This window comes from Methanoplanus limicola DSM 2279, from assembly GCF_000243255.1.
GTDB classification, from domain to species: domain Archaea; phylum Halobacteriota; class Methanomicrobia; order Methanomicrobiales; family Methanomicrobiaceae; genus Methanoplanus; species Methanoplanus limicola.
Window position 1 is genome coordinate 2,542,840 of the sequence record NZ_CM001436.1, and the last position, 24,863, is coordinate 2,567,702.

The 24,863-nt window shown below is 42.0% G+C and carries 27 protein-coding genes and 2 tRNA genes; 18 read left to right on the forward strand and 11 right to left on the reverse strand.

The features are described 5' to 3' along the window. The first annotated feature begins 349 nt into the window (after window positions 1-349). The gene (locus METLIM_RS12020) at window positions 350-1,288 is read left to right on the forward strand and encodes a transposase (protein WP_004078790.1); all 939 of its coding nucleotides are present in this window, start codon (window positions 350-352) and stop codon (window positions 1,286-1,288) included. 668 nt (window positions 1,289-1,956) lie between these two features. On the opposite strand, the gene larE is transcribed toward METLIM_RS12020, so the two are convergent. Together larE and METLIM_RS12030 are read right to left on the reverse strand one after the other, a co-directional pair. Then, complete coding sequence (larE, locus tag METLIM_RS12025) at window positions 1,957-2,757, reverse strand: ATP-dependent sacrificial sulfur transferase LarE (RefSeq protein WP_004078791.1); 801 nt, start codon at window positions 2,755-2,757, stop codon at window positions 1,957-1,959. Window positions 2,758-2,781: 24 nt separating this feature from the next. Beyond that, a complete protein-coding gene (locus METLIM_RS12030) occupies window positions 2,782-3,087 on the reverse strand; it encodes a transcriptional regulator (RefSeq protein WP_004078792.1) in 306 nt (101 codons plus the stop codon). A gap of 186 nt (window positions 3,088-3,273) precedes the next feature. Between METLIM_RS12030 and METLIM_RS12035 the strand changes: the two genes are divergently transcribed. Further along, the gene (locus METLIM_RS12035; RefSeq protein WP_004078793.1) at window positions 3,274-3,552 is read left to right on the forward strand and encodes a MoaD/ThiS family protein; all 279 of its coding nucleotides are present in this window, start codon (window positions 3,274-3,276) and stop codon (window positions 3,550-3,552) included. After that, window positions 3,549-3,977 (forward strand): molybdenum cofactor biosynthesis protein MoaE, encoded by a 429-nt coding sequence (locus METLIM_RS12040; protein ID WP_004078794.1) that lies wholly within the window; start codon window positions 3,549-3,551, stop codon window positions 3,975-3,977. Before METLIM_RS12035 ends, METLIM_RS12040 begins: the two co-directional genes overlap by 4 nt. Window positions 3,978-4,034: 57 nt before the next feature. Here METLIM_RS12040 and nadA read toward each other — a convergent pair whose 3' ends face one another. Then, the gene (gene nadA, locus METLIM_RS12045; protein WP_245543535.1) at window positions 4,035-5,015 is read right to left on the reverse strand and encodes a quinolinate synthase NadA; all 981 of its coding nucleotides are present in this window, start codon (window positions 5,013-5,015) and stop codon (window positions 4,035-4,037) included. Window positions 5,016-5,108: 93 nt separating this feature from the next. On the opposite strand from nadA, the gene METLIM_RS12050 reads away from it, so the two are divergent. Further along, window positions 5,109-5,465, forward strand: coding sequence for a hypothetical protein (locus tag METLIM_RS12050; protein ID WP_004078796.1), 357 nt, complete (start codon window positions 5,109-5,111; stop codon window positions 5,463-5,465). 265 nt (window positions 5,466-5,730) lie between these two features. Here the strand turns inward: METLIM_RS12050 and METLIM_RS12055 are convergent, their stop codons facing one another. Next, the gene (locus tag METLIM_RS12055) at window positions 5,731-6,540 is read right to left on the reverse strand and encodes a radical SAM protein (protein ID WP_245543536.1); all 810 of its coding nucleotides are present in this window, start codon (window positions 6,538-6,540) and stop codon (window positions 5,731-5,733) included. Between the two features lie 369 nt (window positions 6,541-6,909). Between METLIM_RS12055 and METLIM_RS12060 the strand changes: the two genes are divergently transcribed. The 3 genes from METLIM_RS12060 (at window position 6,910) to METLIM_RS12070 (ending at window position 8,251) form a co-directional block, all read left to right on the forward strand. Further along, on the forward strand, window positions 6,910-7,101 hold the full coding sequence (locus METLIM_RS12060; protein ID WP_004078797.1) for a ubiquitin family protein: 192 nt from the start codon (window positions 6,910-6,912) through the stop codon (window positions 7,099-7,101). A gap of 4 nt (window positions 7,102-7,105) precedes the next feature. Then, the gene (locus METLIM_RS12065) at window positions 7,106-8,029 is read left to right on the forward strand and encodes a TIGR00269 family protein (RefSeq protein ID WP_004078798.1); all 924 of its coding nucleotides are present in this window, start codon (window positions 7,106-7,108) and stop codon (window positions 8,027-8,029) included. 149 nt (window positions 8,030-8,178) lie between these two features. Next, a tRNA-Cys gene (locus tag METLIM_RS12070) sits at window positions 8,179-8,251 on the forward strand. A 35-nt stretch (window positions 8,252-8,286) separates the two neighbouring features. Here METLIM_RS12070 and METLIM_RS12075 read toward each other — a convergent pair. The 3 genes from METLIM_RS12075 to METLIM_RS12085 form a co-directional block, all read right to left on the reverse strand. Beyond that, window positions 8,287-9,141 carry an ATP-binding protein gene (locus tag METLIM_RS12075; RefSeq protein ID WP_004078799.1) on the reverse strand — a complete coding sequence of 285 codons (855 nt, stop codon included), beginning with the start codon at window positions 9,139-9,141 and terminating at the stop codon, window positions 8,287-8,289. A 228-nt stretch (window positions 9,142-9,369) separates the two neighbouring features. Then, entirely contained in the window at window positions 9,370-10,164 is a 795-nt protein-coding gene (fdhD, locus tag METLIM_RS12080; RefSeq protein WP_004078800.1) for a formate dehydrogenase accessory sulfurtransferase FdhD, read from the reverse strand. Then, on the reverse strand, window positions 10,164-11,348 hold the full coding sequence (locus METLIM_RS12085; protein ID WP_004078802.1) for an aminotransferase class V-fold PLP-dependent enzyme: 1,185 nt from the start codon (window positions 11,346-11,348) through the stop codon (window positions 10,164-10,166). The genes fdhD and METLIM_RS12085 overlap by 1 nt, the downstream gene beginning before the upstream one ends. Window positions 11,349-11,787: 439 nt before the next feature. Between METLIM_RS12085 and METLIM_RS12090 the strand changes: the two genes are divergently transcribed. The 7 genes from METLIM_RS12090 (at window position 11,788) to nifU (ending at window position 19,110) form a co-directional block, all read left to right on the forward strand. After that, window positions 11,788-11,859, forward strand: a tRNA-Cys gene (locus METLIM_RS12090). Between the two features lie 16 nt (window positions 11,860-11,875). Further along, complete coding sequence (pscS, locus tag METLIM_RS12095; RefSeq protein ID WP_004078803.1) at window positions 11,876-13,255, forward strand: O-phospho-L-seryl-tRNA:Cys-tRNA synthase; 1,380 nt, start codon at window positions 11,876-11,878, stop codon at window positions 13,253-13,255. An 81-nt stretch (window positions 13,256-13,336) separates the two neighbouring features. Continuing rightward, entirely contained in the window at window positions 13,337-14,632 is a 1,296-nt protein-coding gene (locus METLIM_RS12100) for an O-acetylhomoserine aminocarboxypropyltransferase/cysteine synthase family protein (RefSeq protein WP_004078805.1), read from the forward strand. A gap of 7 nt (window positions 14,633-14,639) precedes the next feature. Continuing rightward, a complete protein-coding gene (gene metX, locus METLIM_RS12105; RefSeq protein WP_004078806.1) occupies window positions 14,640-16,109 on the forward strand; it encodes a homoserine O-acetyltransferase MetX in 1,470 nt (489 codons plus the stop codon). 6 nt (window positions 16,110-16,115) lie between these two features. Continuing rightward, window positions 16,116-17,321 (forward strand): tRNA uracil 4-sulfurtransferase ThiI, encoded by a 1,206-nt coding sequence (gene thiI, locus METLIM_RS12110; protein WP_245543537.1) that lies wholly within the window; start codon window positions 16,116-16,118, stop codon window positions 17,319-17,321. Between the two features lie 136 nt (window positions 17,322-17,457). Further along, the gene (nifS, locus tag METLIM_RS12115) at window positions 17,458-18,639 is read left to right on the forward strand and encodes a cysteine desulfurase NifS (protein ID WP_004078808.1); all 1,182 of its coding nucleotides are present in this window, start codon (window positions 17,458-17,460) and stop codon (window positions 18,637-18,639) included. Window positions 18,640-18,693: 54 nt separating this feature from the next. Beyond that, complete coding sequence (gene nifU, locus METLIM_RS12120) at window positions 18,694-19,110, forward strand: Fe-S cluster assembly scaffold protein NifU (protein WP_004078809.1); 417 nt, start codon at window positions 18,694-18,696, stop codon at window positions 19,108-19,110. Window positions 19,111-19,163: 53 nt separating this feature from the next. Here nifU and METLIM_RS12125 read toward each other — a convergent pair whose 3' ends face one another. Next, on the reverse strand, window positions 19,164-19,928 hold the full coding sequence (locus METLIM_RS12125; protein WP_245543538.1) for a winged helix-turn-helix domain-containing protein: 765 nt from the start codon (window positions 19,926-19,928) through the stop codon (window positions 19,164-19,166). Between the two features lie 123 nt (window positions 19,929-20,051). Between METLIM_RS12125 and METLIM_RS12130 the strand changes: the two genes are divergently transcribed. Continuing rightward, on the forward strand, window positions 20,052-20,219 hold the full coding sequence (locus tag METLIM_RS12130) for a hypothetical protein (RefSeq protein WP_157202312.1): 168 nt from the start codon (window positions 20,052-20,054) through the stop codon (window positions 20,217-20,219). Next, window positions 20,216-20,473 carry an MTH865 family protein gene (locus METLIM_RS12135; protein ID WP_004078814.1) on the forward strand — a complete coding sequence of 86 codons (258 nt, stop codon included), beginning with the start codon at window positions 20,216-20,218 and terminating at the stop codon, window positions 20,471-20,473. Before METLIM_RS12130 ends, METLIM_RS12135 begins: the two co-directional genes overlap by 4 nt. Before the next feature lie 316 nt (window positions 20,474-20,789). Here the strand turns inward: METLIM_RS12135 and METLIM_RS12140 are convergent, their stop codons facing one another. Further along, a complete protein-coding gene (locus METLIM_RS12140; RefSeq protein ID WP_004078816.1) occupies window positions 20,790-21,149 on the reverse strand; it encodes a winged helix-turn-helix transcriptional regulator in 360 nt (119 codons plus the stop codon). A gap of 84 nt (window positions 21,150-21,233) precedes the next feature. Here METLIM_RS12140 and hcp point away from each other — a divergent pair, with 84 nt between their 5' ends. Both hcp and METLIM_RS17600 read left to right on the forward strand, forming a co-directional pair. Continuing rightward, window positions 21,234-22,847, forward strand: a complete 1,614-nt coding sequence (hcp, locus tag METLIM_RS12145) for a hydroxylamine reductase (RefSeq protein WP_004078818.1) — start codon at window positions 21,234-21,236, stop codon at window positions 22,845-22,847. 52 nt (window positions 22,848-22,899) lie between these two features. Then, the gene (locus METLIM_RS17600) at window positions 22,900-23,031 is read left to right on the forward strand and encodes a hypothetical protein (protein WP_004078820.1); all 132 of its coding nucleotides are present in this window, start codon (window positions 22,900-22,902) and stop codon (window positions 23,029-23,031) included. A gap of 307 nt (window positions 23,032-23,338) precedes the next feature. Here the strand turns inward: METLIM_RS17600 and METLIM_RS12150 are convergent, their stop codons facing one another. Then, a complete protein-coding gene (locus tag METLIM_RS12150; protein ID WP_004078822.1) occupies window positions 23,339-24,277 on the reverse strand; it encodes a cation diffusion facilitator family transporter in 939 nt (312 codons plus the stop codon). 226 nt (window positions 24,278-24,503) lie between these two features. Next, window positions 24,504-24,788, reverse strand: coding sequence for a GYD domain-containing protein (locus tag METLIM_RS12155; protein ID WP_245543539.1), 285 nt, complete (start codon window positions 24,786-24,788; stop codon window positions 24,504-24,506). Between the last annotated feature and the right edge of the window lie 75 nt (window positions 24,789-24,863).

Here is a 24,863-nt window from a genome sequence, read left to right on the forward strand (position 1 = left end):
AGAAACAAAAAAATGCTTTGATTAAAAAATAAAACCTCTCCTTCAATTATAGTCTGATACAAAACTTTCAGGAATTATCCGGAAAGTTTGTTTAAGGCTGTGCAGCGCGATTACAGTACTTTAAACATTTCCTGAAAAACCCCATTTTTTGCTCAGAGTATTTCTGCCCAACTTGAGAAAGTTAAGTACTTCTCTATTTTAATGACAAACCGCATGGACTACTGCGCGTAATACTGCGCGTTTACCCCAATATCGCCAAATTCTTTTAGAATTTAGCCAGAATTTACCTTATTTTTTTGACGTACGCCTGATTTATGGTGGGGTTTATATACTCTCAAAAACCCCTCATATGGCAAATAATTGTCAAAATATAGGCAAATCAGAGCTTAATAAAGAAAATAAGCTTGGAAACCTTGAACCGATATGCGCTCTTGTTGAGGGGAATGTAACCTTAACAGGTGGCAGAAACTATGATAGTCTAACGTTGATTCGGGGAGCTATCGCTACGGCATGTTCTAATAACTCAATATCCGGTTTTGCAAAAATGACGGAAGGACTACCGTCCCATACGACTTGTCTAAAAAAACTTCATGGCCTTAATATGGAGGAATTGACACTAAATACTCCAAAAATGCTTTTAAAAGCGGGAAAAGGAATCCTTAAGAAAGGTCAGAAGTATGATTTTGCAATTGATATAACGCTAATTCCATATTATGGGAAAAAGGATAAAAAAAATCCTAAATCTCCAATTGTAGGTGGAAAAAGAAAGGCATCGACAAATTATTTTGTTGGATACCTGACATTCTCGGTTGTAAATATGGATAAGCACCTTATACTTCAGGTTATTCCTTTGTTTAGAGATTCCACTAACCTCACCGCAATAAAGAATTGTGTTGATTTAATTTATGGATATGGATTCAAGATCAAATCTCTGATGCTTGACCGTGAGTTTTACTCTGCTGAAATCTTCAGTTACCTTAAGGAATCTGAAATTCCTCACATAGTGCCTGTTAAGAAGAACAGTGATGAACTCAAAAGGCAGCTGAAGGGAAAGAAATCAAAATCATTTGAATATGTTATAAACGCCAAATCGAAGAATAAGCTAAAATGTAAGGTGAAAATTGTTGATCGTGTCATTTACATGAAAGGTAAAAAGGGTAAAAAAGGTGCTCTTCATCGTGCTTTTGTTGTGTACAAAATTAATACTTCCCCAAATCAATTAGTGAGCGATACAGGCATAGATTTGCCATTGAATCAACATATGTCATTAATAATAAATTCAAAGTAAGAACATCCACCAAAGATCATGTGGTGAGATTTTTTTATTATCTAATTGCATGCATAATTCAGAATTTTTGGGTTTTAACAAAATGGAAGCGATTTGCAAAGATTCAGAGAGGACCAAAAGTAATAGACAGGGACAAATTCCCCTTAAATCATTATCTTGCCATCATATTTGAAGAAAGTATGACTCATTTTCGTATATTAAGGATTGATGAAATTGCTATAAGCTGACATTCTGACATCTCAATGAACGGAATATGCAGCTGCGACCGATTTAGCGGTAGCTATCTATAATTTTGTAACTTTTTCACTGGAAACAATACAATTTCAATTCAAAGATACTCTTTTCAGATTGATCTCGATGAGAAATGGAAGAATTAATGAGGCCTAAATGGGGATGAGTGATGTTAATCAAAATAGGTTTACAAAATGTGCCTTGTGACCTCTGTGCAAAAAAACGGGGAATTTAGGGCCAATACTGCGATTTGGACAATTTAAGAGATTATTTTAAATTTAATATTGTAGGTTTGAACATATTAATGATCGTCTAAGTTTAAAGTACTGGATTAGAATGGACACTTTGAAATAATCTTCCATTTCATTCCGATTATTCCTAAACTTAAGATTATGCACTGTAAAATAAGATGATAAAAAAATAAAAAGACAGACAAATTATATTTCATCCATGCTTCCGCTTCTGTAGCCCCCCATATCAAGGCATATATACTTAAATCCGGTATTTTTTAATTCCTTCATGATTAAATCCTTATTTTGAAGAAGTGCCAAAAAATCCGAGGGCAAAACTTCAATTCTTGCAATATCGCCGTGAAGCCTTACCCTGAAATTATTAAATCCAAGTGAAAAGAGGATGTCTTCAGCTCTTTCAACCATTCCCAGTTTTTTTGGATTTATCCCATCACCGTATGGAATCCTTGAGGCAAGGCAGGCCGAAGATGGTTTGTCTGCAAATGAATGTCCAAGTTCGCGTGCAATCTCGCGAATTTCATCTTTGTTAATGCCGGCTTTAATGAAGGGATGCAGTATCCCTGCCTCATCTGATGCCTTTATTCCCGGCCTGTACTCACCAAGGTCTGAGACATTCTGCCCGTCAGCAATCTCAGTTATGTCATAGTCTTTGAGAAACTCTTTTATTTTCCCGGCGATGTGGCTCTTGCAGATGTAGCACCGGTTTTTTGGGTTTGAGGAAAGACCCTCCACAAGGAACGGATCAAAGTCTATGACTTTTAACCGGAGTCCTATTTCAGCGGCAGTTTCCACTGCGTTATTATATTCTCTGTTTGGTATCAGAGGACTGTTTAAAAAAATTCCCAGAACATTCTCCCCAAGAATTTCTACAGCAACTGCTGAAAGAAGTGAACTGTCAACCCCTCCTGAATATGCAATTGCAAGGGATTTGCCGGAACTGAGGTCTTCTTTTAATTTATTGAATTTAGCTTCAGTCGTGCTCTTCATAGCAGGGATTATTTCCGTATTTTATTATTCGCCGCATCCGTCGTCGGTTCTGATCATCTTACATATGGCGCACATTCTTGATGTCAGATCTTTCACTTTTCCATCTTTTAGATCTTCTGCAAGCAGTTTTAATTCTTCCCTGACCTCGCTTTCAAATTCGATTCTGTACCCTCTCTTCTTTGAAAGATACTGTGATACTGCCGATGGTGCTATTCCAAGCAGTTTGGATGCCTGAAGACTTGAAACACCCATTCCGACAAGCTCTTCTGCAAGAGCGGCGCGTATTGCAGGGATGACATCCCAGACTATTTTCTGACAGGGTAGATCCATAATTACCACAACATTTTTTATTTGAAAAGTATTACAGTTATGTAATTCACAATTGTGAATTGGATGTATAGATAAATATTGATTTCGGTTATGTCTCCTGCTCTCCAGATTAGTGATCTGATATTTATGGGAGATATTTGGGAGAGATATAAAAATAATTAATGTTACGGCCATGGAGTTTTAAAAATGAAGCTAAAAATAAAGTTTTTTGCCAGATTTGCAGAAATTTTCCCAAAAGAGACTGATTTTGAGTATGATGGTGAGAATACAGTATATGATGCATTAAAGATGTTTTGTGGGAAATATCCAGAAGGAACTGAGAGTATCTTCAATCAGGACGGAAGTTTTCAGGATTATGTTCTGATTATGCACAATTTTGTCAGAATTGATAAAGATGATGTAAAGGCAATCCAAATCGTTTCCGGTGATGAAATTGCAGTTTACCCACCGGTTGCAGGGGGGTGACTGAAATATCTGTAAGAGTAACAAATAATGATGCGGATATAGCAAAGCTTGTAGAAAGCGCTAAATCGAGTGCAATGGGTGCAATTGTTGTATTTGACGGGATTGTCAGAGATGATGATATTGAGTGGATTGAATTAAGCGCATATGAAGAGGGTGCACTCCGTGAATTCGAGGCTATAAGAGAGGATGCAATTAAAAAATTCGGGCTTTTATCGGTTGATATTATTCACAGAACCGGACGCTTAAAACCCGGTGACAATATCCTGATAATTGTTGTGGGTTCTCCTCACCGTAAAGACGCATTATCTGGATGTGAATACATCCTTGAAGAGATTAAGAGAAGGGCCCCTGTATGGAAGAAAGAATTTCGAAAGGGTGAAGAGCAATGGGTCGATCCCCACATAAATAAAAAAAATATTGAATAATTCTCATAACCCCTTTTGCAGCAATCAAATATGATCCCTCATACTCTCATGAGAATTTCAGGATATATCAAGCATCCTCTCAATTGCTCTTTCTGCCTTTATGGCAACTTCACCTGAAACTACAATCCTGGGTTTCAGGCTTTTTAAGGAGTCTAAAACATCAGACAACCCTGTTTTCTTCATATTTACACACACTGCCGTCTCTGAGAGCGGATAAAATACTTTGCCGGGGCATCTCTTTTCAAGCTGGTATAAAAGTCCTACCTCAGTTCCTATGACAAATTCCTTTGACCGGCTTTTGCAGGCATGTCGGACCATTCCTGATGTTGAGAAGACATGGTCTGCCAGATCAATAACCTCCGGGCGGCACTCAGGGTGAGCAAGAACTTCTGCATCCGGGTGAAAACTTCTTGCAGTCTTTAAATCATCTGATGTTATTCTGTCGTGAACGTAACAGAAACCCTCCCACGGCAGAATCTTTTTTTCAGTAAACCGTGCCACATATGCAGCGAGATTTCGGTCGGGCAGGAATATTATTTCCTGCTCATCAAGGGACTCAACTACAGCGACCGCATTTGCAGATGTGCAGCAGATATCACTTTCTGCCTTTACTTCCGCAGATGTATTCACATATGCAACAACAGCGGCGTCAGGGAAGCGTTCACGAAGTACCTTAACCTCTCCTGCGGTTATCATCTCAGCCATCGGGCATTGTGCATCTGCTACAGGCAGAATAACTGTTTTCTCAGGTGATAACACTGCTGCGGTCTCTGCCATGAAATCAACGCCGCAGAATACAATTACTTCTGATTCAAGATTTGCCGCCGCTCTTGCAAGTTCGAGCGAATCTCCAACAATATCAGCTATATCCTGCACTTCCGGCAGCTGATAATTGTGTGCAAGAATAGTTGCATCCCTGGTTTTTTTCAGTGAATTTATCTGCTGTAAAGTGGATTCATTGTCTGTCTGATCATTTTGTCTTAGAATAATATCACAACCTTTTTTAAGATATTCAATAGTTATTATTTGGTCAGTCACAATTGTGAATGTTTCGGCATGAATCAATAAAAAGCGATAGTGTACCAAAAGTTCTGTAAAATTGTAAAAAGACAATGTTGAAGGTGATAACTAATGCCACGTGCTCTTACAAAAAAAGATATATCAATCCTTAAAAAAATTGCTCCTGAATCTGAGGGGTTAATCTGTAAAGGCTCAGGTAGTCCCTACCGTTCAATTCTACCGCCGCTTGCAAACCATTATTCAAAAGATTTGGAGGACTTTCTAAAAAGGCTTGAAGTGCTTGATGATGATGAAATCCATTACCTCATCGGACTGATATATGATGGCAGCGAAAGCCTTGGATGCATTCCTGCTGAATATATGGAAGGTTTTCTGAATTTTATTTCAGAAAGGATTGGAGAGGAAAGTGCAGATTCGGTCATGAAATGTTTTGAAGAGACAACTGCCTGTGAAACATATTTTATCTGAATAATTACAATTTTTCTGCACTATTAAAATCAGAGATACAGAGATTGGAAAAAAGAAAAATTACTTTTCGGTTATCAGATCAGATATCTCTAAATGGCGTTAAATCACATCCTGTGCATGGCAGGCACATTGTTTTTGCCAGTTTTGCATCAAGGTTGTTCTCCTTTAATATATCGCGCGCCATTACAGAAAGTCTGATAAGGCGCTCTGCTGTAGGTCGTTCTATTTTAATCTCTCCGGCTCTTAAGGGAGATTGTGAAATTGGTCAAAGATTTGGAATGATTCCCATCTCAGAAAGCTTTGTAACACCGTTTTTGACGCATTCATCATCCTCTCCAAGACCAATAATAAAGTTTGAACTAACTGAATTTCTGCCGAAAATATCTACTGCTCCTTTGAGGCTTTCAAGGATGAAATCCAGGGAAAGGCCCGGACAAACCTTTTCAAAGATTTCAGTGTCCATTGTTTCAACATTATATTTTATCTCATCTGCACCGGCATTTTTTAGAATTTTTGCAGAATCTGAGGTTGGATATACTGAAACACCTATTGGAAGGTCATATTTTTCACGAAGCATCTTTACTATCAGAGCCATACGCTCCACTTCTTTCTCTGGTGATTCAAAAACACCGCCGGTAAGAGAAATTGCAGAAATATCTCCCTTTTCACAGGCTTCTTCAACCATTTTAAGGACTGTTTCCGGTTTTTTTATGCCGCCTTCAAGTTTAGGGACAGGGCAGAATTTGCAGTCATAGATGCAGTGTTCACTGACTGTGATGTAGGCCTGCCCGGGGCAGTGACAGAGCGGAAACTCAGGCATACCTTCGGCAATCTGTTTATCACCTTCAATTACAGCTACTCCATCACCAATTTTGATTACTTTCAGTGTTGATGAGCTATTTATTGAAAGGCGGACTCTCCTTTCACCTGATCTGATGAAAAAAGATTCCCCGCCTGCACCAGGACCGGCGGAAGCCTTTGTCTTTAATGTGTCCTTAAGCAGCAGTTCAGAATCTATGTCTGCTGAGCCGATGCTGATGAGATATGCTTTGTCTTCAGCCGTCATGTTGCGCATTGTTTTTTAACACTCCTGTTTAGATAATAAAATTCACATATGTGAATTTATGTATGTAATAGTCTTCGCGTATGATTTTATTGTTTTCCAATGTTTCATAAAACAAAAAATCGGGGAGTTTTTTTGCAGTATTTACTTACAAAATCATGAGAATTTTTATAGTGCATAAACTTACGTTCAGGAATAATCGGAATGAAATGGAGATTATTTCTAAGCGTGCACTCTAATCGCACTAAATAGTCTTAATCAAACTTTCCGGATAACTCCTGAAAGTTTTTTTATCAGACTATAATTCACTGAAGCTAAGTATTTTTTGAGCCGGAAAAAACGGTTTTATGAAGTTACACAATAAAGGAATAAGAGAGTATTATGTGGATAATTTTGCCGGATAAAAGTATAAAGAATATTTCTTCATCGGCACCAATAGAAGAGATTCTTCTGGAGCTTGGTTTAAATCCTGCTTCTTTTATTGTTGTAAAGAACGGAAGTGTTGTTCCTGAGGATGTAAGTGCAGGTGAAGATGATGAAATAAAACTCATTACAATTTCACATGGCGGTTGATTGATTGCCAGCATCAGGTACAGGCTCTGAAAACAAGTGCGCCCTCTGCGGAAAGCCGGCAGTAATCCGGCTTAGTAATTCCAAAATAAGGCTGTGCAGCGGGCACTTTATAGAGGAGGTGGAGAATCGGGTATATGCCCACATAAGAAATAATAAGATGATTTCTCCAGGAGACAGAATTCTTGTAGGCTTAAGCGGGGGAAAAGACAGCACAGCCCTTCTTCTTATGCTTCATGGCTATCGTTCAGATTTCAAAGATGCAGAACCTGTTGCAGTAACGGTTGATGAGGGGATTTCAGGATACCGTGAAGAGACTGTTGAAGCGGCAGTGAGCATTGCCTCAGAGCTTGGTATTGAGCATCACATAATCTCTTTTGATGAAATATTTGATGCTGATCTTGACAAAATTGTCGCCGGAAAAGATGTTCGTGCATGCAGTGTCTGCGGGGTTCTTAGAAGGCGGGCTTTAATCAAAGCGGCTGAGAGATTCAGCGCAAACAAGATTGCAACAGGCCACAATCTTGATGATGAGGCCCAGTCAGTTATAATGAATGTTTTAAGAGGGGACTCTGCCTCTCTTATACAGGATACATCAGAAGGATACCCCGGATATTTCATTCCAAGAATTAAACCTCTCTCTGTCCTCTCCGAAAAAGAGATTGTAACTTATCTTCTTGTCAGGGGGTTCTACCGCGACCTACCCGAATGCCCGTATGCAGGCACTGCCATGAGGTTGGAAGTTCGCATTATGCTTGCCGAACTGGAGCACCGGCATCCCGGCACAAAAGGGCATCTTATGAAATTCCAGGAGACGTTAAAGCAATCCTGCTATGAAAAACCTGATGGTAAATTCTATAACTGCCGTATTTGCGGTGAAATCTCAAGCAGTGAAGTCTGCCAGGTATGCAGGCATTTAAAGCGTGAATGAATAACAGGGGGGGGCTATTTTCGTTAAATTTTCAAATTTTTCCTTTTTTTTAATTTTCAATATTGCGGCAAAAATTGCCCAGTAATGAACTGTTAAATTGTTAAGAGGTTAAGTATAGTATAGAGTCTTCACATATGTGAAGATTGCCGGCCAAGGTGGCGGAGAGGCTACGCGGTCGCCTGCAGAGCGACTTTTATCCCGGTTCGATTCCGGGCCTTGGCTTTTTGCCGGTTAAAATTTAACTGGTATTGTTCTGATTATTGCTTTATGCTTCCATCTATTTGTATGGTTTTGTCAGTAATCGTTACCTTCTTCCCTGCTTTTTTAAGAGCACTTTCAATTATAACCCTGACTCCGCCACAGCATGGAACTTCCATATGGAGAACTGTTATTGATTTTATCTCATGGTTTGAGAAGATCTCTGAAAGTTTTGAGATATACCCTTCAATGTCAGAATCGAGTTTGGGGCAGAAGATTATCAGAATTCTGCCTGTCAAAAAATCGGTATGAAAATTAGGGTAAGCGAACGGGACGCAGTCCGCAGCTACCAGTAGATCAGCACCATCAAAAAATGATGAGGAGGGATTTAACAGTTTTAACTGAACCGGCCACTGCCGGAGTTCTGAGGGATTTCTAACATTACCAGGCTGTGATTTCGTATATGGACTCTCATCCCGTCTGATAATCTGGTTAGCAGATCCGGGACATGCACCTGCCTGATTCTCACATGCCTGTGCGCCTGAATTTTTGCTGTTGTTGTGCTCCGGAATTGGGACATTATTTTCAGTAAGATATTCGACTGCAGTGTTGTAGTATTCCTTTTCGCCATGGGAGAAGAGGTGCTCAAGATGAGCTTTTATGACAGCTTCTCCCTGCCGGACGATATTTGCCATGACGGCCTTTTCGTTGTAGGCCTCTGCTTCCCGCTCTGTTATTGAAATTGCCCCTTCAGGACATGTGCCGATGCAGGCTCCAAGTCCGTCGCAGAAGAGATCACTGACAAGCCTTGCCTTTCCTTCTATCAGCTGGATTGCTCCTTCGGGGCAGTCAGGGATGCATAGCCCGCAACCTGTGCATTTCTCTTCATTGATGTTTATTATCTTTCTTTTCATAAAAAGGCCCTCTGTGTTTTTCAGTAACACCGGCAGTTGTATTTGCAGGGTTAAATATCTTTCCTTCTCAGAAATTTGAGAAGAGTCAAAATAATTTTTGCTGGATTCAGAGTGAAATTCAGCATAATTTGATATGAAACTGATTTACAGAGTCCATTTAAAACGGCAAATTCTGACCGGAAATGGCAATATCCGGCACCGAAAAATTATTTTATTCACAATTTTAAATCAAAGTTTATCTGATTTGTTTTGATTATTATCATACAATGATGCCCCTTTTATACGCTCAAATCCTGAGTAGATATTCATCTTCCTGCTTCTTACAAATCCTGCAATAGTAAGTCCTGCAATATTTGCAGCCTCAACGGCAGCAGTCGTTGTTGCACCACGTGAGACAATTATAGGAATATTTGCAACCAGACATTTTCTGACCATCTCAGTAGAGATTCTTCCGGAACTTACAACAAAGGTTTTGGAAAAGTCAATATTATTTAAAAGGCCGTAACCGATAATTCTGTCAAGAGCATTGTGCCTGCCGATATCCTCGCATATTTTCAAAGATTTTCCTTCTCCGTCAAAAAGACCTATAATGTGAATTCCTCCGGTTGACTTATGAAGGTCAGACTCAAGCGTCTCTTTTACTGCACGCCTTATAACATCAGGTGAGATAACAATATCGGATTCGATTTTGGGGAGATGTCCTGCATCAAGAAATGATGTACTTCCGCCGCAACCGGAGAGGACGGTTTTATGTGACGTTAAAATTGCAAACGGATTTTTTGTGAGGATACTTGCCCTGTTATCCTCAATTCTGATAGACTCTATCTCATCAGTTCCTCTGATAATTTTTTCGGTAAATAAAAACCCAATAACAAACTCCTTAATCATCACCGGACTTATCATCGCTGTCAGTGCATCTCTTCCGTTTACAATGACAGAAAGCAAAGTCTCTTCAATGACACTGTGATTTCCTGCGGCAAATGAATCATCTTCCACCCTGATTATTTCCAGATCTTTGTACATCACGACACCTTCCTTGATATCTCCTCAATTGTTGCAGTCAGCATATCGACTTCCTCCGGATTATTATACAGATATGTGCTCACACGGACTGTCCCTGATTCAAGACCCAGATGCTGCATGAGAGGCATGCAGCAGTGTTCGCCTGATCTGACCATGATTGCTGAAGCCTCATCCAGAATATGTGCAACTTCATGTGGGTGCATTCCATCCATTACAAATGATACAACCCCGATTCTCCTCTCATCAAAATAAGGGCCGACAATTTTCACATGGTCGATTGCACTAAGACCATCGATAATCCGTCCGGTCAGGCGCTCTTCATGCCGGCGAATTGTATCCATACCGATGTCATTAAGATAATCAACAGCTCTGCCAAGCCCAATTGTGCCGCCAACAGGCGGTGTTCCTGCCTCATATTTCTCCTCTCCAGAAGCAGCCGTAAAGTTTTCTGCTGTTGCCGATTCAATAGAACCGCCTCCGATATGAAGCGGTTTTAAGTCAGGCCGGCGCATCCACAGCCCGCCTGTTCCTGTCGGCCCAAGCATTTTATGCCCTGAAAAAGAGAAATAATCACAGCCGATATCTGAGACATCAACAGGGATATGCGGAACGGACTGAGCCCCGTCAACCAAAAGCAAAGCATCATGCTGATGGCAGATATCTGCAATTTCTTTGACCGGGGTAATATTTCCAAGGACATTTGAAGCATGTGTAATGGCAGCAAGTCGTGTTTTGTCAGAAATGACACTCTCAAATGAGTCCGGATTAAGATAACCGTCAGAATCAGGCCTGACTATATCAATTTTAACACCATATTCACGGAGACGAAGCCATGGAAGAAAATTTGAATGGTGCTCAAGGACTGTCGCCACAACTCTGTCCCCGCTTTCCCATCTTATTCCGCCGGCTACCATGCCGATTGCTTCTGTTGTGTTTTTGGTAACTGCCAGGGTTCCCCCATCGCCTCCTATAAATGTTTTAATTTTATCATGAGCGTTTTTGTAACGCTCTGTTGCCACAACTGACAACCTGTGCACACCCCTTCCAATGTTGGCCCGGTAGCGGAGATCATAATCATTCATCTCATTTACTACCTGTATGGGTGTAAGGCTTGTAGCAGCGCTGTCTAAATATATGAGATCATTGGTTATTGGGAAGTCTTTTCTGCTCTCTTCTATTCTCATAAAGATCCTCTGATTATTGCAATAAGCATCAGACGCACCAACTCTGAATGAATTTTTCAACAGAAAGCGTTCATGAAATTATATTTCATGCAACTTTTCATGTAAGTTACGAAGTAACTTTCATGTGAAAATTCCTGTTATCGCATTTTGGCGATAAAGGCAGATAATGCAGCGCTGACATCACTATCTTAAATCGTGATGATATATAATATATCACAATTGTGAATGCCCTGAATAATTTGCAGAGTTTTGGCAGCATCGATCTTTAAGGACAGAAAAATAAAGCTTCACGCGCTAATGCAGAGTTATGCGGCAATAATTGCCAGATTAACGATTTAATAAATGATTAGAGTCTTATAATTCATACTTTCCGGGCGAAAATATTATGTACTCACAATTGTTAATACTATATTGCAGGTTCACAATTGTGAATAACTGTGCCAGGATGGCGGAGAGGCAACGCGGCCGCCTGCAGAGCGGCTATATCCCGGTTCGATTCCGGGTCCTGGCTTTTTCCGGAGGCAATAATGAATACACGTACAAGTAAAACATTTGAAGCGCTGTTCGCGCTTGAGGATATCCGTGAGGTGCTTAGACAGGCCCTTCCTACAGGTCCGGATGCTGCCGAAGAGGCAGAATTAAAAGCAGGTGTTGCACGTGTTCGTGCAATTCTTGATGATCTTGAGGCCGGAACCGGAAACGTCCATCAGCCAAAAATTGCAGGCATTCTTGATGTCCGCAGCAGAGAGGAGGAATATATCAATATCCAGCCGATTCAGGCCGCAGGGAGACTTACTCCTGAGGCACGAAAAGCTCTCATTGCATATGGTGACGGCTACTCAACCTGTGATGCCTGCCGAAAACCATTCAGGCTTGATAAGATTCAAAAGCCTCCGATTGCAGCCTTCCATGAAGACCTTGCAAAGTTTGTCAATATGGATGTTGCCCGTGTTGTTCCGGGAGCACGCAGGGGATTTCAGGCTGTTGCCTCATCGCTGGTAAATAAAGGAGACCCGGTAATTGTATCGGGACTTTCTCATTACACAGAGTTTCTCGCAGTTGAAGGTGCGGGAGGAATTGTCCGTGAAGTCCCAATCTCTAAGGAGCATCTCGTTGAGCCTGACAGAGCTGCTGAAAAAATTGAGGAAGTTATCAGAAGTGATGGTAAAACTCCGGCACTGATGATGATAGACCATGTTGACTACCAGTTTGCAAATATCCATGACATAAAGGGACTTACAAAGGTTGCACATCAGTATGACATCCCCTTCCTCTGCAACGGTGCATACACAGTCGGTGTGATGCCCGTTGACGGAAAGGCACTTGGTGCAGACTTTGTTGTCGGTTCCGGCCACAAGAGTATGGCATCGCCTGCCCCTTCAGGAGTTCTTGCAACAACCGATGAATGGGCAGATATTGTATTCCGGACAACTGCAATGACCGGGGATGTTACCAACCGGAAATTCGGGATAAAGGAAGTTGAAATGCTTGGGTGCACGCTTATGGGCGGCACTCTGATGGCAATGATGGCATCTTTTCCGGCAGTTCGTGAACGCACAGCCCGCTTTGGCGAAGAGGTCAAAAAGTCGAATGCGTTCATAAAAGGTCTTTTGGAGATAGAAGGCACAGAGGTGCTCTCAGAGTATCCAAGAAAGCATACTCTCTCCAAAGTGGACACTACAGGAAGCTTTGACAAGGTTGCACAGGTGCACAAACGCCGTGGATTCTTCCTATCGGATGAACTTAAAAAACGTGGAATTGCAGGCGAATTTGCCGGTGCAACCAGGGCATGGAAGTTAAACACCTATGGGCTGTCCTGGGAGAAGATCAATTATCTCACACAGGCCTTCCAGGAGATAGCAGAAAAATACGAAATCCCGGTAAATAAGGGACATATACAAAACTAAATTAAATATGGCATAATTTCAGGATACTGCAAAATTCAGATTCCTGAAAAACGCTCATGTAAAATTTAATGAGGAATCAAAATGACTGAAAATAATTTCCGCCTGGGAACAACAGCCCTTCATGCAGGCCAGGTGCCTGACCCGACAACCGGGTCAAGGACAGTACCGATCTATCAGACAACATCATATGTGTTCAAAGACACAGAACACGGAGCAAATCTCTTTGGTCTTCGTGAGCCTGGAAACATTTATACAAGACTGATGAATCCGACAACAGATGTGCTCGAAAAGCGTATCGCAGCGATAGAAGGAGGGACAGGAGCAATTGCAACAGCCTCGGGAATGGCTGCAATAACCTATGCACTCCTGAATATCACGCGTGTTGGTGATGAGATAGTCTCGGCTGACAATTTATACGGCGGAACATATGAACTATTCAACCATACACTGCCAAAATATGGGAGGAAGGTTGTTTTTGTTGACTCAGGAAATCCTGAAGCCTTCAGGGATGCGATAACCTCAAAAACACGGGCAATATACGCTGAAACTATTGGAAACCCAAAACTGGACATTCCTGACTTTGAAGAGATATCAAAGATTGCCCATGAGAACAAAATCCCGTTTATTGTGGACAATACAGCCGGTATCGGTCTTGTCCGTCCAATAGATCACGGAGTGGACATTGTCGTTTTATCTGCCACAAAATATGTCGGAGGGCATGGCAATTCAATTGGCGGAGTAATTGTTGATTCCGGAAAGTTTGAATGGAACAACGGTAAATTCCCTGAGTTCACCGAACCTGACCCCGGTTATCACGGACTTAAATACTGGGATACCTTCGGGGATTTCCCCGGCCTTGGCAATGTTGCATTTGTCTTTAAGATAAGGGTTTCTCTTATGAGAGACACTGGTGCTGTAATAAGTCCGTTTAACTCATGGCTGCTCCTCATAGGTCTGGAGACGCTTCATCTAAGAGTACCCCGTCATTCTGAAAATGCACTGGCAGTTGCAGAATACCTAAAGACTCACCCGAAGGTTTCCTGGGTAAACTATACAGGACTTCCGGAGCATCAAAGCCACAAACTGGCACAGAAATATCTTCACGGAGGATTTGGCCCGCTCGTTACATTTGGAGTCAAAGGCGGTGAACAGGCAAGTATAAAGGTTATAGACAGTCTGAAACTCTTCAGCAACCTTGCAAATATTGGCGACTCAAAGAGCCTTGTCATTCATCCGTCATCAACAACACACCAGCAGTTAACTCCGGAAGAACAGGCATCAACAGGAGTCACACCTGAAACTATTCGTCTATCTATCGGAACAGAGGATATTGCCGATATAATTGATGATTTAAAGCAGGCATTAAACGGAGTGTAAAGTTATAATGAAGGTGTCAGTCGGAGTTGTTCAGACTCATCAGGCAACCTTTTATGAGCCTCTTTTTCTCGACAGCGGGGCATCGTTACCCTCATTCACTATAGCTTATGAGACATATGGCAGGCTGAATAAAGAGAAGAGCAACGCCATTTTAATCTGTCATGCTCTTACAGGCGATGCACATGCTGCCGGTCTCCATGAAGGTGAGACCCGGACAGGATGGTGGGAAAATTTCATAGGACCTGGGAAAGCTTTTGATACCGACAGGTATTTTGTCATCTGCTCAAATGTAATCGGTGGGTGCAAAGGCTCAACCGGACCTTCATCTGTTAATCCTGAAACCGGGGGGAGTTATGGCATCTCCTTCCCAAAAATTAGCATACAGGATATGGTCCGTGCTCAAAAAAGGCTCGTGGAATATCTTGATATTGAGTGTCTTGCGGCTGTAGCCGGAGGTTCAATGGGAGGAATGCAGGCGCTCCAGTGGGCAGTCACATACCCTGATTCTGCAGGAAAAATAATTGCAGTTGCAACAACAGCACGTTCAACTCCCCAGCAGATAGCATTTAATGAAGTAGGAAGGCAGGCAATAATGTCTGATCCTCTCTGGAAGGACGGAAACTATTCAAAGGATAATCCGCCTGCAGACGGGCTTTCTCTTGCAAGAATGATAGGGCATATTACATATCTCTCTGATGAGGCTATGCATGAGAAATTCGGGAGAAATTTTCAGAATAAAGACAATTCAGAGCATGATTCCTCAACGGAGTTTCAGGTTGAGAGTTACCTGCATTATCAGGGCACCTCATTTACAAGAAGGTTTGATGCAAACTCCTACCTGTATATAACAAAAGCTCTGGATTACTTTGATCTTGCCAGAAATGACTCTCTTACAGCGGGTTTTGCCGGAATAAAGGCATCATTTCTGGTAGTATCTGTCTCATCTGACTGGCTGTACCCTCCATATCAGTCTGAAGAAATTGTCAGGGCACTTGCGGCAAATGATATTGATGTTCAGTACTGTGAGATCAGATCAAAATACGGCCACGATGCATTTCTCCTTGAACATGGACAGATGAGCTATCTGATTGGCTCTTTTCTGGACCACCTTAATGTTCGCGATGTTATGGAGACAGATACACCCGCAATTATGGAAAATTCATCCTTAAATGATGCTGCAAGGGTAATGATAGAAAATTCTGTCAATCATCTCCCAATTACTGCAGATGACGGGGAGCTTATCGGAATAGTGACGTCCTGGGATATAGCCAAAGCGGTTGCATGTGGTCATAAAAATCTTGAAGATATTATGTCCTGTTCAGTAATTACGGCTTTACCGGATGAGACAGTAACAGAGGTTGCACGGCGGATGGAGGAGCGGTCAATATCAGCTATTCCTGTAGTTGATGAGAAGAACAGGGTTATCGGACTCATATCGAGTGAGGCGATAAGCTCACTGATGGGTCGGTGCAGATGAAAAAAAGTGAAAAACCCTATGAAGATGGAGAGCAGCAAAGAGGAAAAGGAGCAGCAGATGGCTACTGAGAAGCGTATAAATAAAAAGATCTGGATGATACGCTATTCCGAGGTATTTTTAAAATCTGATCATGTCCGGCGTGAATGGGAGAAAACTATAGCAGACAACATCACAAAAAGTTTTCCAAATACAACTGTCAGATGTGAACGGGGGCGAATATGGGCTGAAGGAGAGGCTGACCCCGAAAAGCTCAGAAATATATTTGGAATATATTCATTCTCTTTATGTGATGCTTTAGATTTGAAAGATTTATCAGACGGATTAAAGGTTTTTTGTGAAAACTCTGATATTTTGAATGCCAAAACTTTTGCCATACGTGTAAGGCGTATAGGCAGTCATTCATTTACATCAGGAGATATTGCTGAAAAATACGGCTCTTTGGTGCAGAGCATTTATCCGCACTTAAAAGTCTCTCTTAAAAACCCTGAACTGGAGATACATATCGAAATAAGAAATGATGAGTGCTACATTTTTGACAGGGTTGAGCAGGGTGCAGGCGGAATACCTTCGGGAGTTGAGGGGACGCTTGTTGCACTTGTTTCCGGAGGCATAGATTCTCCGGTTGCGGCATACATGATGATGAAACGCGGCTGCCAGATAATCCCTCTGTATGTAGAACTGGATGGATTTTCAGATGAGACAAATCTTTCACGAACAAAGGGTGTCATAGAGACACTCAGAAAGTATCAGCCTGAGATCGAACTTCTTGTCGTTAAGGATTCTTATCTTAAAGAAGCAAGAGAGATTCTTGAGAAAAACAGACAGGAGCGGTTTACATGCCTCATATGCAAACGCAGAATGTACAGAATTGCAGCAGAAGCTGCCAGAAGAACAGGGGCAAAAGGTTTTGTTACCGGCGAGGCGATGGGGCAGGTTGCATCACAGACGCTTGATAATCTGGCAGTACTTACAGATGCAGCAGCAATTCCTGTTTACAGACCTCTTATCGGATTTGACAAGGAGGATGTAATAGAGATTGCCCGCAGTATTGGCACATTTGAGCCTTCTATAGCTTCTGCGAGCGGATGCGGTGCTGTTCCGGATAAACCCTCGACTGCGGCATCTGTTGATGTTGTCAGAATTATCGAAAATAAGATAAAAGGTTCTGGAGAAGATTTAAGCTCACTCTCCATTCTGCCACAGACTCTGTAAAAAATACTGTGTGATTTTACATGAAAGTTACTCTGTAACTTACATGAAATATAATTTCATGAACGTTTATACAGTTATCCGTCAACAAAAAAAATATATGCTTAAGATATAAATTTCACAGGAGATGCAGTCTGAAATGACAGATAAAACACGTATGATTTACATGGACAACGCCGCAACAACACCTTTGAGACCGGAAGTTTTTGATGCGATGATTCCCTTTATGACACATAATTTTGGAAATCCGTCCTCTCTTTATGATATAGCCAAAATATCCCGCGAGGCGGTTGCAAAAGCACGCTCTCAGGTCGCAGCGGCAATAGGTGCACAGCCAAAAGAGATCTATTTCACATCCGGAGGAACGGAGTCTGACAACTGGGCGATTAAAGGTGTCTGTTTTGCAAACCAAAACAAAGGAAAACACATTATTACAACCTCTGTTGAACATCATGCAGTCTCACACACATGCAAATGGCTTGAAAAACAGGGATTTGAAGTAACTTATATTCCTGTTGATAATTACGGCCTTGTTGACCCTGATGATGTCTCAGCTGCAATCCGGGATGACACCATACTTATCACAATAATGTTTGCAAACAACGAAATCGGAACAATTGAGCCAATAGCAGAAATCGGAAAAATTGCACGTGAGAGAGGAATATTATTTCATACTGATGCTGTTCAGGCAGTCGGGCATGTACCGATTGACGTTGTTTCGATGAATATTGATATGCTCTCACTCTCAGGCCATAAGTTTAACGGCCCTAAGGGGACAGGTGCTTTATACATCGGAAAGAGGGTTAAGATTGATCCCCTGATGCACGGCGGTGATCAGGAGAGAAGGAGGCGTGCCGGAACAGAGAATGTGCCGGGAATTGTGGGTCTTGGTCTTGCACTTGAACTTTCCGTGTCTGAGATGGAGGAGAGTTCAAAAAGACTGATTCGTCTCAGAAACCGACTGACAGAGGGCCTGTTAAGGATTCCAAGGTCGCATATTTCCGGACATCCTGAGGAGAGACTACCAAACAACGTAAGTATTATCTTTGAGTACATTGAAGGAGAGTCAATACTCCTGATGTTAAACAGAAAGGGGATATCGGCATCGACAGGAAGTGCCTGCAATTCTGCATCCTTAGAGCCTTCGCATGTTTTAATGGCATGCGGCTTCAATCCGGAGATTGTGCACGGTTCACTCAGACTGACACTCGGGCACTCAACAACGGATGAGGATGTGGATTATGTCTTAGAGACTGTTCCTGAAATTGTGCAGAAGCTTCGCAATATGTCACCTCTGACACCTCCTGAACTGCGAAGCTGAGAGATGAATAATGAAAAATTAAAAAAAGGAAAATAGAGATAAAAGGTGATTTTGATGGATTACAGCGAGACTGTTATGGATCATTTCGAAAACCCGAGAAATATGGGAACTATCGAGGGTGCTGACGGCATCGGAGAGGAAGGAAACCCGCAGTGCGGTGATATCATGAAGATTTACATCAAAGTTGACGAAAACAGGATTTCTGATGTGAAGTTTCAGACATTCGGGTGTGGGGCTGCGGTTGCGTCAAGCAGCATGGCAACCGAGCTTATCAAAGGAAAGACGCTTGAGGAGGCATGGGAGCTTTCAAACAAAGCGGTCGCAGAGGCACTAGAAGGTCTTCCCCCGCAGAAGATGCACTGCTCTGTTCTTGCAGAGGATGCAATTCACAAAGCGATAAATGATTACCGTGTGAAACAGGGGCTTTCCCCGTGGGAAGAGAGGGCCGGAAAAGAGACCCATCATCATTAAATCTCTATTTTTATACCGACTATCCGATCTTTTCCTCTGGAATGCGGGTGCTGTCAGATCTGATCGAGTTGTCCGGACAGTTCAAGAACTGAATTTATCGTTTTGTAACCTTTTTTTGTGATCATATAATCTCCCCGCTCGTGCATCTGAAGGATCATCTCCGAATCTGCCAGTTTTTTTATATGGAATAGGAGATTTCCGCCACGGAGACCTGTTATATGCGATATCTCCGAGAATGTTCTCCTCTGAGTGGTAAGTGATTTTAGGATCTGGAATCTTTGGATATTTGCAAGAGGTTCGAGGATGTCTCTGACAACTTTTGCATCGTCGATCTCCAGAGTCTTATCTTCATCTTTGACTCTGTTATATATTCCAAGTGATTCCATCAGGTCGACCTGTTTTTCAAACAGACGCCCGACCTCCGAAAAGCAGGTGCCGCATTTATCCGAAGGGCCTTTACTTCTGAGGGTTTTCAGATCATCCCTGTATGAATTTATGATCTCTTCGGAGACACTTCCGTCTTCTATGTGCCTGGAAGTCTTCCTGAGAAAATCCATAAATACTTCGTAGCATTTATCCCGCATTGAGCAGCTGTCAACCATGTGTGCAAAAAGATCGCTTCCGGCGGTCTTCACATGCTGCTCTCTGAACAGGTCTGCATAGTCAGCTTTCAGCTTGTTAAGTATCAGATCGGTATGCTGACGGCCGGAGTTCGTTATGAATCTTCTGAGTTCCGTCCTGAGTTCGGATATCTCGTCTTTCAGCTCGCTGATATCGGGCGGGCCATCCTGTGTTGTCTCCATGATATCTATATCCATATTATATTTTCAGGTAATTTTTATTCATGGTTCAGGTCATAATTCTGTACCTGGACTCTTATGTATATTTTTATGACGCTAAAATATATATTAATAACCGTCAAAGTAGTTCTGGTGACAAAAATGTCGAAATGGAATTACACAGGAAAAAACGTATCGGTGGAGAAAGCCGAAGAGTCGCTGAAGGCGGTAAAGAGTGCATGCTTCGGATGTGATACACACAGCCCGGACTGTTCGATCGCAAAAGCTGCCGGCGACATCGCAGCTATGACTGAGGAGGAAAGACTATGAGTGAAGATAAAGGACCTTCAGTAAAGGACCAGATCCATGCCCAGATCACCGGTGCTCTCGCCGGTGCAGAGTTCCCGATTCAAACGCCTGAAGATCTCATCGCGGCGTTTCCGGACGGAGCGGATACAGCGTGCTGTGCCGGTGACCTGAAGGTGACCGCAGGGGAAGCCGGGAAACTGCTCAAACCTGACGATTTCCCATTTAAAAGTGCAAAAGATGTCGCGGACGTCATTGTCACAAGGGCAGGGCTCTGATTTATCTGCCCGTCCCCGCTTTTTTTTATCAAATGGTTTTAAAATTACCAAAGGATTATAGAACTAAAACGAGGTAAGTCCTTAAGATCTTTCAGGTGAATTACTATAATTCAGCCCCCGAAATACTGATCTCAAATAGTAATAGAATCCGGAATAGTGATCACAAATGGTAATAGTATCCGGAATAGTGATCATAAATGGTAATAGTATCCGGAATAGTGATCTCAAATAGTAATAGTCATTCATGAACCAGCCAGTTCACAGATAATGAATGAAACGGTGTACTGTTTCATAGGAGTTTGAGATCACCGGGAAATTAGAGGACGCACTCGCGGCAGTCCTGGTCCCCGCAGGCAACGTTTTCTATCTTCCATTTAAGCGCCCATTTTTTTATATCAGAAATTATACCGATTATCTCAATGCCGCTCACGGTCAGGGAATATTCGGTCCTGACAGGAAATGACCGTGAGTCGACCCTCCGATTTACAATATTCTCCTCTTCAAGCTCCTTTAAACGTTCGGAGAGCAACTTTGATGTGATTCCCGGAATTGATTCCTTTAATTCAGAAAACCTCAGAGTGTAATTTTCTCCTTTATATAGCTCGAGAACTATCAGGAGTGTCCATTTTTTCGTAAGATAGCGGACGGTCTGGTAGACAGTGCATGACTGATCCATGGTATAGTTTTAGAAACTTTTTGATATTTATACCTGAGTATCCTATACATACATTGTATCAAAAAGATATTGTGGTGAACAAATATGTTCTGTTATCAGTGTGAAGAGACGTTAAACGGAAAAGGATGCACTAAAAAAGGTATCTGCGGAAAGGACGAGGGAACTGCAAATCTAATCGACCTTCTGATATATCTGTGCAAAGGAATATCGGTCAGAAATATGGCTGCAATGGAGAAAGGCGCCGGAAATCCTGATGCGGGGACTTTCATAATGGACTCGCTTTTTACGACGCTGACAAATGTCAATTTCGATAAAGACCGCTACTATCAGCTTATCAACGAGGCTATTGCAGTCAGGGACTCAATACCAAAAACCGGTGATGCTGAACATGACGCCTGCACATGGAAGCCAAAAGAGAAATCCGAAATTGAAGAAAAGGCAAAAGTGGTCGGGGTGCTCTCAACAGACAACGAGGATGTGAGGTCCCTTCGAGAACTTTTGGTCTACGGGCTTAAGGGAGTATCCGCTTACTATCATCATGCGGCAATACTCGGGTTTACCGATGATGAAATCCCGGTATTCGTCCAGAAAGGTCTTGCATCAACTCTTAAAGATCTGAACGTAGATGAGATGACCGGACTTGTTTTGGAGTGCGGCGGAGTAGGGGTTAAGACACTCGAACTTCTTGACAGGGCGCATACAACTACATTTGGAAAGCCTGAGATTACAACCGTAAAGACAACAGTAAGAGACCGCCCGGCAATTCTCATTTCAGGACATGATCTATTAGATCTGAAGATGCTTCTTGAGCAGACGAAGGGAACGGGTGTGGATGTATATACGCATGGTGAGATGCTTCCGGCACACGGCTATCCGGCATTTAAGGGAACTGACAATCTTGTCGGGAACTACGGACGTTCATGGTGGCACCAGAAGGAAGAGTTTGAGTCGTTCAACGGCCCGGTCCTGATAACGACCAACTGTATTGTTCCGCCAAAGGACTCATACAAAGACCGCGTATACACAACAAGTGTTGTGGGTTATCCCGGATTAAAGCACATAAAAGCTGATGAGAAAGGATACAAGGACTTCTCCGCAATTATTGAGCATGCAAAGAAATGCAGCCCGCCTGAGGCTGTCGGAAATGGCAGCGATCTGATTACAGGCTGTGCACATGACGCTGTTTTAGCCCTTGCAGGCCCGGTTACGGATGCAATCAAAAACGGTGCAATCAGACGGTTCATCGTTATGGCCGGATGTGACGGAAGGCACAGGGAGCGTGAGTATTATACTGAGTTTGCAAAAGCCCTCCCCGCCGACACTGTGATCCTTACGGCGGGTTGTGCGAAATACAGATACAACAGCTTAGGTCTTGGAGATATCGGCGGAATCCCGCGTGTTCTTGATGCGGGGCAGTGTAATGACAGCTACTCGCTCGTTGTAATCGCCAAAGCTCTTGCGGAAGCGTTCGGTGTTGATATAAACGAGCTTCCGGTATCATACAACATCGCATGGTATGAGCAGAAAGCGGTGCTGGTCCTTCTTGCACTGTTAAATCTCGGAATAAAAAATATCACCATCGGACCTGTTCTTCCGGCATTTGTCTCACCGGCAGTTCTTGACGTTCTGGTGAAGAATTTCGGCCTTGGAAAGAACAGCACGGTTGAAGATGACCTGAAAAGGATGGTTCCCAAATAATTTTTTGTAACTATTCGCCCCCACACACCTTTGAATAAAGAAGATCGGTGATATGGATATAGCTGAGGATAACCCTGAAACCGTTATTTCGGCAGCCCGGGAGGGTAAATGTGTCTTCCGGGATGATAAAGAAGAGAAGGAATCAGGCAAAAAAGCCACCGGCTGCGGCGGCGGATGCAGGTGATAATTATTAAAACCGATTATCTGAGATGAGATGCCGCCCGCCTGAAAAGATCCATGAGAAAAATCCAAAAGATTTTATAATCCAAAACATACCGTGAAAATACCGGCTACAACCTCTGAAAATATCAAAATATTCTTTTTTACATGAAGCATCTGTTTCATGATTGTTTTTTAGGAAATCTGACTTTGAATACTAAACTTTTAACACCTGTAAAATAATGAAATCCAAAAAAGTAATCTAAATTGCTTTATTTTATTAATCAAACACTAAAAAATTGTTAAAAGGCTAATATCTATTATTCAGCCTCTCATTTATAATTACAAAAAGATCCGCATCTTCTGCACCCTTCATTGCATGGTTCAACATGTATTGTTACAACTGATCTGGGATATTCAAACTTTATATCTGATTCGAGGTGATCTGTAAGGTCATGAGACTGCTGAACAGAGACATCACCTGCAACCACAAGGTGAAAATTTATGAATATCTGAGGGCCGGCCCTTCTTGTCCTTAGATCATGAAAACCTGCATATTTTGATGAATGTTCACAGATTATCTCTTTTATCCGGTCTTTATCTCTTTCAGGAATACTTCTGTCAATAAGATTATGCAGTGTTCTCTTAGTGAGATCAAATGCAGCCTTTAAAATTACAAGAGCAACCCCTATTGCAATAACTGAATCTAATGCAGTTATTCCTGTTATCTGAATGAGAATCAGACCTGCAAAAACACCCAGTGAAGTGTAAACATCAGTTCGCAGATGCCATGCATCACTCTCAAGTGCAATTGATTCGGTATCTTTTCCCACTTTCATCAGTTTTTCTGAGACAAACCAGTTGACAGTTGCCGAAATCCCCATAACCACGATTCCTGCCATCAGCATTTCAAAAGGAATAACGGCATGTCCCCCGCCTGTTAATTTTGACACAGCTTCGAAAATTATCAGAATTGCGGCAATAAAGATAAGTAATGCCTCAATCAGTCCTGAGATGTCTTCAAATTTACCATGGCCGAATTCATGCTCATGATCAGGCGGTTCGGCAGATTTTCTGACAGAGATAAAAGCTATAACTGATGCAAGAAGGTCCATTCCTGAATGGATAGCTTCCGAAATAATACTGACAGAGCCAATTGAAACTCCGACAATTAATTTCATAGTAAAAAGACCACTGTTTGACAGGATTGAAAGTCTTGCAGTACTTTCTTTTAATTCTTCAGGTGAAATATTTTGATCTGCAGGAATCATTTTTGTTATTATTAGTATGGACTGAAAACACCATAAGGAATTTGGTAACTTCTGCCCGGTTTGCTGAGTCTGTCCTGTTAACCCTGTTTCTATCAGGAGAGACTCTTATGACGAATAGTAGCTAATTTTAGTGGATAAGTGAGAGAATTTTAGAATTAAAGTTTACCTTAACCGATGACATATGAAAAATTCAGTGAAAATCAAATTCTGATTATTATCTGTCAGTTCAGACCGGCCCGGACGGGTGTGATTCATCTGCCGGCACTGCAACGAGCATCTCGATTTCCATCCTGTCAGCCCGTCTTAAAACCATATTCATTGCAGCCTTCTCGTCCGGAGCTTCAAACATGACAACCGTATCGTATCGTCCAAGCGTCCAGTAAATACCATGGTATTTTATCTCCCCTTCTGTGTCAGTCTCTATATCTTTCATATTCTGCTCAACAACCTCTTTGCTGAGTGATTTTTTGAATTTTGCAAGTGCAATAAACATCATAGCAATAGCCCTCATCCTTCCGGAGGATAAGTTAACATTAGAGAAGATTATATATAATTATTAGCCGGAAAACCGCCCGTAAAAAATAGG